Source organism: Ruegeria sp. AM7 (assembly GCF_056535965.1).
In genome coordinates this window covers 1,441,249-1,453,344 of record NZ_JBQFJE010000003.1, presented here as the reverse complement: position 1 = coordinate 1,453,344, position 12,096 = coordinate 1,441,249, and the positions used below count along the sequence as shown (strand labels likewise).

14 protein-coding genes are annotated in these 12,096 nt (G+C 55.7%); 9 read left to right on the top strand and 5 right to left on the bottom strand.

Going from position 1 to position 12,096, the window contains the following annotated elements; translation table 11 throughout:
* Positions 1-36 precede the first annotated feature (36 nt).
* Together trmFO and ACR3EG_RS11205 are read right to left on the bottom strand one after the other, a co-directional pair.
* On the bottom strand, positions 37-1,377 hold the full coding sequence (trmFO, locus tag ACR3EG_RS11210; protein ID WP_480495726.1) for a methylenetetrahydrofolate--tRNA-(uracil(54)-C(5))-methyltransferase (FADH(2)-oxidizing) TrmFO: 1,341 nt from the start codon (positions 1,375-1,377) through the stop codon (positions 37-39).
* 257 nt (positions 1,378-1,634) lie between these two features.
* Positions 1,635-2,420 carry an enoyl-CoA hydratase gene (locus ACR3EG_RS11205; protein WP_480495724.1) on the bottom strand — a complete coding sequence of 262 codons (786 nt, stop codon included), beginning with the start codon at positions 2,418-2,420 and terminating at the stop codon, positions 1,635-1,637.
* 58 nt (positions 2,421-2,478) lie between these two features.
* Between ACR3EG_RS11205 and ACR3EG_RS11200 the strand changes: the two genes are divergently transcribed.
* Positions 2,479-2,922 (top strand): PaaI family thioesterase, encoded by a 444-nt coding sequence (locus ACR3EG_RS11200; protein WP_480495722.1) that lies wholly within the window; start codon positions 2,479-2,481, stop codon positions 2,920-2,922.
* 57 nt (positions 2,923-2,979) lie between these two features.
* Here the strand turns inward: ACR3EG_RS11200 and ACR3EG_RS11195 are convergent, their stop codons facing one another.
* Positions 2,980-3,207, bottom strand: coding sequence for a DUF1127 domain-containing protein (locus ACR3EG_RS11195; protein WP_480495720.1), 228 nt, complete (start codon positions 3,205-3,207; stop codon positions 2,980-2,982).
* Positions 3,208-3,306: 99 nt separating this feature from the next.
* On the opposite strand from ACR3EG_RS11195, the gene ACR3EG_RS11190 reads away from it, so the two are divergent.
* The 3 genes from ACR3EG_RS11190 to rpsI all read left to right on the top strand — a co-directional run bounded on the left by ACR3EG_RS11190 (position 3,307) and on the right by rpsI (position 5,823).
* Positions 3,307-4,710, top strand: coding sequence for an aminotransferase-like domain-containing protein (locus ACR3EG_RS11190; protein WP_480495718.1), 1,404 nt, complete (start codon positions 3,307-3,309; stop codon positions 4,708-4,710).
* 162 nt (positions 4,711-4,872) lie between these two features.
* Entirely contained in the window at positions 4,873-5,331 is a 459-nt protein-coding gene (gene rplM, locus ACR3EG_RS11185) for a 50S ribosomal protein L13 (RefSeq protein WP_039536983.1), read from the top strand.
* A gap of 6 nt (positions 5,332-5,337) precedes the next feature.
* Positions 5,338-5,823 (top strand): 30S ribosomal protein S9, encoded by a 486-nt coding sequence (gene rpsI, locus ACR3EG_RS11180; protein WP_170388395.1) that lies wholly within the window; start codon positions 5,338-5,340, stop codon positions 5,821-5,823.
* Between the two features lie 294 nt (positions 5,824-6,117).
* Here rpsI and mepK read toward each other — a convergent pair whose 3' ends face one another.
* Positions 6,118-6,687, bottom strand: coding sequence for a peptidoglycan L,D-endopeptidase MepK (gene mepK / locus ACR3EG_RS11175; protein WP_170354148.1), 570 nt, complete (start codon positions 6,685-6,687; stop codon positions 6,118-6,120).
* A 3-nt stretch (positions 6,688-6,690) separates the two neighbouring features.
* Between mepK and ACR3EG_RS11170 the strand changes: the two genes are divergently transcribed.
* From ACR3EG_RS11170 to ACR3EG_RS11150, 5 genes are all read left to right on the top strand, one after another.
* Positions 6,691-6,948 (top strand): hypothetical protein, encoded by a 258-nt coding sequence (locus ACR3EG_RS11170; protein ID WP_480501746.1) that lies wholly within the window; start codon positions 6,691-6,693, stop codon positions 6,946-6,948.
* Positions 6,949-7,043: 95 nt separating this feature from the next.
* On the top strand, positions 7,044-8,645 hold the full coding sequence (locus ACR3EG_RS11165) for a L,D-transpeptidase family protein (protein ID WP_480495715.1): 1,602 nt from the start codon (positions 7,044-7,046) through the stop codon (positions 8,643-8,645).
* A gap of 33 nt (positions 8,646-8,678) precedes the next feature.
* Complete coding sequence (gene lpxD, locus ACR3EG_RS11160; protein WP_480495713.1) at positions 8,679-9,770, top strand: UDP-3-O-(3-hydroxymyristoyl)glucosamine N-acyltransferase; 1,092 nt, start codon at positions 8,679-8,681, stop codon at positions 9,768-9,770.
* A gap of 32 nt (positions 9,771-9,802) precedes the next feature.
* Positions 9,803-10,060 carry an acyl carrier protein gene (locus ACR3EG_RS11155; RefSeq protein ID WP_170354151.1) on the top strand — a complete coding sequence of 86 codons (258 nt, stop codon included), beginning with the start codon at positions 9,803-9,805 and terminating at the stop codon, positions 10,058-10,060.
* A 9-nt stretch (positions 10,061-10,069) separates the two neighbouring features.
* On the top strand, positions 10,070-11,278 hold the full coding sequence (locus ACR3EG_RS11150) for a beta-ketoacyl-[acyl-carrier-protein] synthase family protein (RefSeq protein WP_480495711.1): 1,209 nt from the start codon (positions 10,070-10,072) through the stop codon (positions 11,276-11,278).
* A gap of 57 nt (positions 11,279-11,335) precedes the next feature.
* On the opposite strand, the gene ACR3EG_RS11145 is transcribed toward ACR3EG_RS11150, so the two are convergent.
* The gene (locus tag ACR3EG_RS11145) at positions 11,336-11,932 is read right to left on the bottom strand and encodes an invasion associated locus B family protein (protein WP_480495709.1); all 597 of its coding nucleotides are present in this window, start codon (positions 11,930-11,932) and stop codon (positions 11,336-11,338) included.
* Between the last annotated feature and the right edge of the window lie 164 nt (positions 11,933-12,096).

Below are 12,096 nucleotides of genomic sequence, written 5' to 3'. Positions count from 1 at the left end.
TCACCATGTTAGGCTTGTTCAGCGTCACACGTCCAGTCAGCATTGGGTGAGCCAGTCAGTCCAAGCCGCCTTGGCGCGATCTGTATAAGCCTTGTAGCGATCTTTGCGCCCCCGACGTCCGCCCTTAAGACCGTCGACAGGACGGAACAGGCCAAAGTTCACGTTCATAGGCTGAAACGTCTTGGCCTCAGCCCCACCGGTGATGTGGTGGATCAAGGCCCCCATGGCGCTGTCCTGCGGAACGTCCGGAAGGGTGCGACCCAGCATCTCGGCTGCAGCGAGCCGTCCCGCCAACAACCCCATGGCTGCACTTTCGACATAACCTTCTACGCCGGTGATCTGCCCTGCAAACCGGATATTGGGACGTGATTTCAAACGCATCTGCTCATCCAAAAGGGTTGGAGAGTTGATGAACGTGTTGCGATGAATGCCGCCCAGACGGGCAAAACTGGCATTCTCAAGCCCGGGGATCATCCGAAAGACGTCCGTTTGCGCGCCGTATTTCATCTTGGTCTGGAAGCCGACGATGTTAAACAACGTCCCCAACGCATTGTCCCGACGCAATTGTACAACCGCATGCGGCTTGACCTCGGGCTGATGCGGGTTGGTCAGACCGACCGGCTTCATCGGGCCATGGCGCAGCGTTTCCCGGCCGCGCTCGGACATGACTTCGATCGGCAGGCATCCATCGAAATAGCCCGCCGTTTCGCCCTCGTGGAATTCGGTCTTATCGGCAGCCAGCAGAGCGTCGATGAATGCCTCGTATTGGTCTCGGTCCATGGGGCAATTGAGATATGCGGTCCGCTCTTCCTCGGTCTCGCCCTTGTCATATCGCGACTGCATCCAGGCTTTGCTCATGTCGATACTGTCTGCGTAGACGATAGGCGCAATGGCATCGAAAAACGCCAGTGACTCGGCCCCTGTCTCAGAACGGATCGACTCGCCAAGCGCGACCGAGGTCAATGGACCGGTTGCAATGATCCAGTGGCCGTCATCGGGCAGGGCGGTAACTTCTTCTCCTGTCACTTCGACACGCGGATGGGCGTGCAGCTTGGCTGTAACAGCCTCGGCAAAAGGGTCGCGGTCCACGGCCAACGCTCCACCCGCAGGCAAGCGATGAGTGTCTGCGGTTGTCATGATCAATCCGTTGGCTGCCCGCATTTCCCAATGCAACAGACCCACAGCGTTTTGCTCATCATCGTCGGACCGGAACGAGTTCGAACACACCATTTCGGCCAGATTACCAGTCTGGTGCGCAAAGGTACCCACTTTGGGTCGCATTTCATGGATCACCACGTCAACGCCCATTTCCGCAGCCTGCCAGGCCGCCTCGGACCCGGCCATGCCGCCGCCCACGATATGCAATTTCTGTGTCATGCGCTGCCACATAGGGCACAGCACACAGCAACGCAAACCCTCTAGGCGCGGAGCTTTTACATTTTCGAGGAAATTTTGGGGTCGCCGCTGCGGGAATGTCAACGCTGGTGAGAGAGACCAGCTCGGAGGGACCTTCCGCCTACGGCGACCCAAAATACGTAATTCGGCCTTAGCCTTGTCTCAGCATTGCCACAGTGTTGCCCTTTTGAAAAGTCCAAAAATGCGAACAGTGTATAAAATACTTAAGAACAATTGCGTTATTGCCTCCAATTTGGGGGTCTTTTTTCAATAAATGCAGATATTCCTTCCTCGGTATCCCGATGCAGCATATTCTGCGCCATTACCTCACCGGCGTAGTCATAGGCTTCTTCGATTGGCATATTGAGTTGTTGGTAAAACGCTTGTTTGCCGATCTTGACTGCCGACCCAAGCTTGTCTGCCAACTTTTCCGCCAGTGCCTGACTTTCATGTTCAAGAAGCATTTCAGGGACGACACGATTGACCAGTCCAAGCTCTGCTGCGCGCTCAGCAGATATGAAATCGCCCGTGGTCAGCATTTCAAACGCCTGCTTTCGCGGAATATTGCGACTGAGCGCCACCATCGGCGTCGAACAGAACAGCCCGATATTTACCCCATTTACGCCAAACTTTGTACCTTCCGCAGCGACGGCAAGATCGCAGGTGGCCACTAACTGGCACCCGGCTGCTGTCGCAATACCATGAACCTGCGCAATGACGGGTTGGGGTAGGGACTGGATCGACAACATCATCCGCGCGCATCTGGCAAAAAGATCCTGGAAATACGCTTTGCCCCCGTCTTCGCTCTGACGACCGGCGGTCATTTGTTTTAGGTCATGCCCTGCGCAAAACGCTTTGCCTTCGCCCGACAGGACAACAGCGCGGATCGTCTGGTCTTTGCGCAACGTGTCGAACTCAACCTGCAAGGCGGCCAGCATTTCGTCGCTCAGGGCATTAAGCCGCTCTGGTGCGTTCATTTTCAACCTTGCAACCGCACCCGTGTCGCGACGTTCCAGAATTCCCATCTTGCCCTCCGATCTGATGTGGGGCCAACTCTAGGTCGGCAAATCGAGGAGGGGAAGTATGTCATTGGTCTTAAACCGGGAAGAATTGACCGCCTATATGAAACAGGTCTTTCCGCAGGTGCATCGGGATTTCGTGGTTGAGGATCTGACCGAGGACACGATCACCATGCGGCTGGCGGTCGAAGACAGGCACTTGCGGCCGGGCGGAACCGTTTCAGGGCCGTCCATGTTCGGTCTGGCCGATGTCTGTGTCTACGCCATTATTCTTGCGCGCAAGGGGCGTCAATCGTTGGCCGTTACAACGGGCTGTTCGATGGATTTCATGCGCAAACCCGATGGGGACCGGGACATGATCGCACGCTGCACCCTGCTAAAGCTGGGTAAGGCTTTGGCTGTAGGGGACGTGCTGATGTATTCGGAGGGCTCGAACAAACCGGTCGCACGCGCCACGATGACATATTCCCTGCCACCCGAGGGGTCTGCTGCCGCTGCGTTCGGATAAAAAATGGCCGGGACAAGCCCGGCCAAGGAAGAGGTCCCAAATGGGACTGGGGATTTGCTACCCGTGCCAGAACGGGCGATTGATTTCGCGGTCGGCCTGATGGCGGGTCAACCCGACATCACGCAGCAACCGATCATCCAGCTTTGACAAATTTATCCTGCTGCGGCGCTGTCGCTCCCACTTTGTGACAGTCGCCGCAAACCGCACGGCCAGCGATGCGATCAGCGGCAGCCGAGGGCTGTCGTTCAGCAACATAAGGGCGGGGGTGTGCATTGCGCGTGTCATCTTGGGTATCCTTTCAAATTGTATTGACACAAACGTAATATGTTCGGTATGTGTGATTGATACATTCCACATTGTGTCAAAATCAAAGGAAGAATTGTAATGGATACAATTTGGCCGGAATCACTGCCGAAATCCAAAGGCCCGAAGTATAGTCTGGTGGCCGATACAATTCGAAAAGCTATTGATAACAATTTGCTGGAAGTCGGAGCCAAGTTGCCACCGGTCCGGGAGCTGGCGTATCGGTTACAAATCACACCGGGCACAGTGGCGCGCGCCTATACTATTCTGACCGATGAGGGGTTGCTGCATGCCGAGGTGGGGCGTGGTACATTTGTTGCCCCTCCAAAATCGCCGATACTGGACGACGTTTGGGCACGGCAACTGCATTTGCGCGAGGACAAGTATAGCGCAAATGTCAGCCTGTTCAGCCCCCGCTTGGCCGATGTGGGGCAGGTGGCCCTGATCCGCGAGTGCTTGCAAAAAGTCTCGCATGCGGATCCGGGATTGTTTTTGAACTATCCCACCCGAGATGCTTACAAACCCATGCGCCAGGCGGTGGTCGAGTGGTTGTCAGATCTGCCCTTGGGCGCATTGTCCCATGATGACATTGTACTTACGCACGGGGGGCAGAACGGTCTTTGCCTTGTCTTCCAAACCATCCTGCGAGGACCCAAGCCCATCGTTTTGGTGGAAGACTTGTCTTACGCGGGATTCCGCAGAGCCGGGGAACTCATGCGCTCTGAAGTGGTCGGCGTAAAGATGGACAGGTGGGGCATCGACCCTAGCGCCATGGAGCACGTTCTGCGCCAGAACCCTGCCCAGGCCGTTTGCGTATCTCCTGAAGTGCAAAATCCCACCGGCGCGCATACGCCACTTGAGCGAAGGAAAGAGATTGTCGAAATCGCGCGACGCTTTGATCTACAAATCATCGAGGATGATTGCTACCGAATGGGCGATGCGCGTGAACCCAGCTATCGCGCTCTTGCACCAGAGCGGGGGTGGCACGTGTCCTCCATCTCCAAGACGCTGACGCCCGCGCTGCGTGTTGGTTTCGCTATTGCGCCGCGCGAACGAAGTGTAGATCTGCGTCGGTCGGCTGAATACGGTTATTTCGGTCTTGCGCAGCCGCTTGCCGAGTTGACTCGGTTAATGCTTTCCGATCCTCGCACACGGCGCATTGCACGCGATGTACGACTGAAAATGGGTGAATACGTTCGCGTGACTGTCAATGCTTTGGGAGGGTTTGACCTGAATTGGGCACCGGACGTGCCTTTTGTCTGGCTAAACCTGCCCTCCGGTTGGCGCGCCGCAGCGTTCAGTCGTGCGGCAGAGCGGGAAGGCATCCAGCTGCGTTCGGCTGATGAATTTGCTTTACGGGATGGTCGTGCGCCGAACGCAGTGCGTATTGCAATGAACGGCCATGTCTCATTGGAAAGGTTCGAGGACGCAATGCAACGCCTGCGCAACCTACTGGACAATCCGCCCGAGCAAATCAGCGTTTAGATTGGGGTAAAATAATACCTATTTTATAAGCACTTGTTATTGCTCAATTTAAAAGGCATTGCTGTTGTTGACCTGCGCCACACTCCCCTCTAAATACGCTCCATCGATTTCGGGCTGCTCGGACTTGGGGCGGTCTTCCACATCAAACAGGACTATCCTGCCATGAAAACCTTTTCTGCAACACCTGCAGACATCGACAAGAAATGGATCCTGATCGACGCCGAGGGCGTTGTTCTGGGTCGTCTTGCCTCGATCGTCGCCATGCGCCTGCGTGGCAAGCACAAAGCGTCGTTCACCCCGAACATGGATATGGGCGACAATGTCATCGTGATCAACGCTGACAAAATCCAGATGACCGGCAAGAAGCGCGAAGAGAACTTCTACTGGCACACGGGCCACCCGGGCGGCATCAAGTCGCGCACCAAACAGCAAATCCTGGAAGGTGCACACCCCGAACGCGTCGTGACCCAAGCGGTCAAGCGCATGCTGCCGGGCAACCGTCTGGCGCGTCAGCAAATGACCAACCTGCGCGTTTACGCCGGTGCCGAGCACCCTCATGAGGCGCAAGCGCCCGAAGTTCTGGACGTTAAGTCCATGAACAAGAAAAACACCCGGAGCTAATGACCGATGGCTGATCAGATCAATACTCTCGAAGAGCTGAGCGCCGTCGCAGGCGTTGAAACCGTGGCTGAAGAAGTCATCGCGCGCGAGCCCGTCCGTGACGAGCTGGGCCGTTCCTACGCCACCGGCAAGCGTAAAGACGCTGTTGCCCGCGTTTGGATCAAGCCGGGTTCCGGCAAGGTCACCGTGAACGGCAAAGACCAGGACAAGTATTTCGCGCGTCCCGTTCTGCAGCTGATCCTGCGCCAGCCGTTCCAGGTTGCCGGTGTGGAAGGTGAGTTCGACGTTGTTGCAACCGTCAAAGGCGGTGGCCTGACCGGTCAGGCCGGTGCGGTCAAGCACGGCATCTCGAAAGCGCTGCAACTGTACGATCCCTCGCTGCGTGGCGCTCTGAAAGCCGCTGGCTTCCTGACCCGCGACAGCCGCGTTGTGGAACGTAAGAAATACGGTAAGCGCAAAGCCCGTCGTTCTTTCCAGTTCTCGAAGCGTTAATCGTTTCGAACCCCGAATTCCGAACGGTCGCAAGAAATTGCGGCCGTTTTTTTGTCGAAACCTTTTGCAAGGGGTGGCCGGTTTTCGATGTGCAGATTCCAGCACCCCCGCGCTGAATCATCGGCAAGTAACTTGTTTGTAGATTCGAAAAAGGCGCAGTGGGGCCGATTTTGCGTCAACCAGAACAATTCAGGCCAAACACTTGGTCGGTATCTCGGTTGGATGACCCGGCAAATAAAAAGGCGCGAAAGACTCGCGCCTGCCAGCTAGAGAAGACATGGTCTTTAGCAGGTATCAACCGCCCCAGGACCGAACCTCTCCGCAATCCATGTGAACAAAGTTCGAACGGTAGTATTTACCGACACCGCCCGCACGGCAAGAAATCGCAGCCTTCGCCATCTGCGAAACCGACCGAGAAGCAAGACGCAAATCTGCAGCCTGGCCTTTCATGTGAAGGGAGTTCTTTGCCACGCGACGCGAGCGAGACCGCAGCATCGCATTAGTCTGTGGCGACCGGTATCCCGACAGCAGCATATAAGGTTCGTTTGCGTCCAGCAGGTTATGCGAAGCGGCCATGATGTCGATAGTGCGCAGGTCCATGTCTTTGACCTGGTCTGTCCGCCAGTCACGCATGAAGTGGTTCACTTCTTTGACAGCGTCCTTGATGTACTTGCCATCAACCCAATATATCATGTCAATCCGCTCGCCTGTGCGACCGGAATACATACGGATACGACGAATATCGCCGCCACCGCGGAGGAAACCTGCTGCGTTTGAATATGTCGGTGCTGCAACCACTGCTGTTGCCGCAAATGCGCCCAATAGGGCCCGCCGGGTCATGCCCGAGGAACTGCTCGTCGTCATTTTATGTTTCGTCCCGTACTGTTCCTGCCTGCACACGATGTTACGCGCGCGTTCTTAATTTTTTCCCATCCCAGATGGCGAATTTATGGCACAGTCGCGGAAGAGCGCCAAGAAGTCTTTCATATTCATCTTTTCAAGGGGGAATTTTCGGCAGTTTTTTGCGCAGATGATGCTTTTCTGTTTAAACTTAGGGCAGGTTACTTCGGTTTTTGGGTGTCCGATGCAAACGCGCATCACGCGGATAAAGAAGCGTCAAATTGAGGTATTTGTGAATGGACATAAGGTTATGAGGAAAACCATATTGTCTGAACGCGTCCAGTGCGACGCATAAGTCATTGTTTAGTCAAGGTCATCCCATGCGAACGTTTTTTCGTGCTTATACCGGTTTTGTAGTTGCGGCTTGTGTGACCGCATCTGTCAGCTTTGCGCATGCAGAACGTGCGCCTGCGACCAGCTTTCAAATGGCCGTTGCCGAGTTTGCACCTGCGGGATCTGGTATTGCGGACTTCTACCGAGAAACCGGGTTCGCGCCAATCTGGACAGGGACGTCGAAAGAACACCTAGCGCGCCGCGCGCATTTGATGCGGGCATTGACTTCGGTACATTTACACGGGTTGCCGGAAGACAAGTATGGCGCGCAGGGCCTGATGGCCAAAATGGAAAATGCTCGTTCTCTGCGCGAGATCGGCGCAATCGAGATCTCGTTGACCCGTGCTTTTGTTCGCTATGCAAATGACATGTACTCGGGTGCGTTGCGCCCTTCCGAAATTGACGACGGTCTGGTGCGTAAAGTCCAGAGAAGATCAACCAAGGATCACTTGCGCGGCGTCATTGCTGGCGGTGCGTCTTATATAGACGGTTTGCCGCCCCAGACTGCGCAATACCGCGCATTGATGAAGCAAAAGCTAGCCCTGCAGACATTGGTTGATCAGGGCGGATGGGGCGCCGGGGTGCCCATCGACAAGTTGGAATTCGGTGATACCGGGTCAAACGTCATCAAGCTGCGCAATCGGCTGATTACGATGGGATATATGAAACCGTCTGCAAGCCCCAAGTTTGACAAAGAACTACTTGCAGCAGTGAAGGCTTTCCAAACCGCGCATGGTCTCGCATCGGATGGGGTGGCCGGGCAAGGCACGATCACCGAGTTGAACCGAAGCGCGTCAGACCGTCTGAAATCCGTATATGTCGCGCTCGAACGCGAACGCTGGTTGCCCCGCGAGCGGGGAGACCGTCACATCCTGGTAAATCAGGCGGATTTTTCTGCCAAAATTGTGGATGACGGGCTGGTAACCTTCGAAACCCGCGCTGTTATTGGCAAAAATGTTCACGATCGTCGGAGCCCAGAATTCTCGGATGAGATGGAGCATATGGTGATCAACCCCAGCTGGTATGTGCCGCGTTCGATCATCACCAAGGAATATTTGCCACAACTGCAGTCCAACCCGAATGCAGTTAATCATATCCACATTACAGATCGCAGTGGGCGTCAGGTCGATCGTGGAGCAGTTGATTTTTCGCAATACACGGCACGGAATTTCCCATTCGCAATGCGTCAACCCCCCAGCAAAAGCAATGCGTTGGGGTTGGTGAAGTTCATGTTCCCCAATCAGTACAACATCTACCTTCATGATACGCCGCAGAAAAGCCTGTTTGCCCGGGAAACGCGCGCGTTCTCGCATGGGTGCATCCGGCTGGCCCAACCGTTCGAGTTTGCCTATGCGTTGCTGGCCAAGCAGGAAGAAGATCCCAAAGCGTTCTTTCAACGTGTTTTGTCCAGCGGTAAGGAAAAAACCGTTCCGCTCAAACAGCACGTGCCGGTTCACTTGATCTACCGGACGGCCTATATCGGCCCCAAAGGGGATGTGCAGTATCGCCGTGACGTTTACGGCCGTGATCAAAAAATCTGGGAGGCTCTGCAGAAAGCAGGGGTAGCCCTGCCGGACGTTCAGGGGTAATCACCGGGTTATCCTTAATCCGGGGAACCCGACATGCACTATACCATCCAGCAGATTTCCGACGCTTTGGGCGCGACCTGCGAGGGCGACACATCGCTGACGATCGAACGCGCCGCGGAACCCGCAGATGCGGGCCCGAATGATCTGGCAATGGCAATGTCACCCAAATATGCCGAGGCACTTGGTGGCGGAGCGGCCCGTTCGGCGGTGTTGTGGGAAGGGGCCGATTGGCAGGCTTTGGGACTATCCGCTGCGATCTTTGTTCCACGCCCTCGTATGGCCATGGCTGGTATTACCGCGATGTTGGATCGCGGGCAGGGGATTGAACCGGGTGTTCACCCCTCAGCCGTTGTCGACCCGTCAGCAGAGCTGGGCGACAATGTGTCGGTTGGCCCGCTTGCAGTGATCGGAGCACGTGTGAAGATCGGTGATGGTTCAGTGATTGGCAGCCATTGCGTCATTGGTATGGACGCTGTTCTTGGCAAAAACGCCTTGCTGCGCGAGATGGCCAGCATAGGGGCCCGCGCTGTCATTGGGGACCGTTTTATTGCGCAACCGGGCGCAAGGATAGGCGGGGACGGGTTCAGCTTTGTGACCCCCGAGGTCTCGGATGTTGAAAATGTACGCAAGACTATGGGCGACAAGGGCGATGCGCGCGCGCAAAGCTGGCTGCGCATCCACTCGCTTGGTGCCGTCGAGATTGGGGATGATGTCGAAGTCGGAGCGAATTGCACCGTGGACAATGGCACAATCCGGAACACCCGGATCGGCGATGGTTCAAAACTGGATAACCTTGTGCATGTCGGCCACAATACGCGGGTTGGTCGCGATTGCCTTCTGTGCGGTCAGACCGGCGTATCTGGATCAGTTGAGATTGGAAATAATGTAGTTCTGGGCGGTCAGACCGGCGTTGTCGACAACATATTTATCGGTGACGGGGTGATCTCAGGCGGCGGTACAAAAATCTTGTCCAACGTACCAGCAGGCCGTGTGATCATGGGGTATCCGGGTATCAAGATGGAAACTCATACGGACGTATACAAAGCTCAAAGGCGTTTGCCGCGTATGGCGCGTGACGTCGAGGCGCTGAAAAAGGCTGTTTTCAAACAGTCGCCGAGCGATTAAATCATCCTCAATGTGATAATCAGAGGATCGACATGAGCATCACCGACCGCGTCATCGCCATCATCGCCGAGCAGGCCGTGCTGGAACCTTCGGATGTGACGCCCGATAGTACGCTCGAGGATCTGGGTATCGACAGCCTTGGACTGGTCGAGAGCATTTTCGCCATCGAGGAAGAATTTGACATCTCGGTCCCGTTCAATGCGAACGAACCGTCGGCCAGTGATTTTGATATCTCGAACGTGGCGGCAATCATTGCGGGCATTGAAAAACTCGTGTCGGAAAAGGTCTGACACAGGATCATGAAACGCGTTGTTATAACCGGGGCCGGAACGATCAACTCGTTAGGCCATTCCGTTCCCGCGACGCTTGAGGCGATGCGCGAAGGGCGTTGCGGCATTTCGGACCTCGAGTTTCGTGACGTCGAACGGCTGGCCATCAAAATTGGCGGTCAAGTCCGCGGGTTCGAGGCCGAGGGCCGTTTTAACCGTCAACAAATGAGCCTTTATGACAGGTTCACGCAATTCACACTGACCGCTGCGAAAGAGGCGATCGAACAGTCCGGTATCGAGTTCCACGGCGACCTGGCCGCGCGTTCGGGCGTTGTTCTGGGAACCGCTGGGGGCGGTGTATCGACTTGGGATGACAATTACCGCTCGGTCTATGAGGATGGTAAGAACCGGGTTCATCCATTCGTCGTGCCCAAGCTGATGAACAACGCGGCAGCCAGCCATGTTTCGATGGAGCATAACCTTAAGGGGCCCAGCTTTACCGTATCGACAGCCTGTGCATCGTCCAACCATGCTATGGCGTTGGCGTTTCAGATGGTCCGCAGCGGAGCGGCCCCGGCGATGTTGACCGGTGGCGCGGAATCCATGCTGTGCTTTGGCGGGGTCAAGGCATGGGAAGGGCTGCGGGTGATGTCCAAAGATGCCTGCCGTCCTTTTAGTGCCAATCGTAACGGAATGGTCCAAGGCGAAGGCGCGGGCGTCTTTGTCTTCGAAGAATACGAACACGCACGTGCGCGCGGCGCTGACATCCTTTGCGAAGTGGTCGGTTTTGCCATGACCTCGGATGCGGCCGATATCGTCATGCCCAGTAAACAAGGGGCTGCACGTGCGATTTCAGGTGCTTTGTCCGATGCGGGTATCAATGCGGATCAGGTGGGATATATCAACGCCCACGGCACCGGAACAGCGGCCAATGACAAAACAGAATGCGCGGCGGTTGCGGATGTGTTCGGCCCGCATGCGGATGATCTGATGATCTCATCCACCAAGTCCATGCATGGCCATTTGATCGGCGGAACCGGTGCGGTTGAGTTGTTGGCCTGTATAATGGCGCTGCGCGACGGCGTCATTGCTCCGACGATCGGGTACGAAGAACCCGATCCTGAATGCGCACTGGACGTAGTCCCAAACGAGGCGCGAGAATCGAAGGTTGATGTCGCGCTCAGCAATGCGTTTGCATTCGGCGGTCTGAACGCTGTGCTGGCATTGAAGCAGGTCTAAGGCCCTAAACATTCGAGGCGGCTGATCTGAAAAGCCGCCTCTTTTTTGCATCGGGTATCAATTCTGCTGCGCTTGCAGTCCGTCAAATCCGGCAGTGAACCCGGACAGAGAAACTTCTAGTTCCAACAACTGCGTCGGCGCGACTACAGATACCAGCGAGAGCACGGCTTTGCTTCCGGCTTTCATCGCGTCGACATCGCCTTGCGTGAACCCTAGCTGCGCCAGACAACCCACAGGGTTGCAGTGGTGGTAATTATAGCGGCGGCCGGGGGCACCATCTATTGATAGCGCAATCTGCGCCTGAAGAAGAACTTCCAGAGGGACAAGAACGGTTGCGCCGGCAATCGCGGCGGAACCCTCGGGCAGTTTGGTGACCGTGATATCCGCAATGGGCTGCCCTTCTTGACCGTTCAGAACCTGACGCATCAAGCAGGGATCATCTCCGTTTTCTGTCTTCAGGCAAGTGATATCCCAGTCGCCGGATTGTTCCTTCACATATTGCTCGCCCACGCGTGGGCCGGCTTCGCCCAGGTCCAGATCGCTTCCGACCTGTGTTTGTGGCGCGTCGCTGTCTTGCGCGGCTTCCTGTGCAAAAGTAGCACCGCACCAGAGCGCGGTCGCAAGCAAGCTATAAGATAGAGTGTTCTTGATCATGAATGCCTCGGTCAGGTGATTGATCTTTTTTTCTCATCTAACATCCCTGATCGGCAGTGTCAGTCGCTAAGGTGAACCAAGCCGACAATCTGGTCGGATTTTTGCCGCTTTATACGATATCGTGAAACCAGCACCAGATGTAGAAAGGGAGCCTGTGGAGCGGC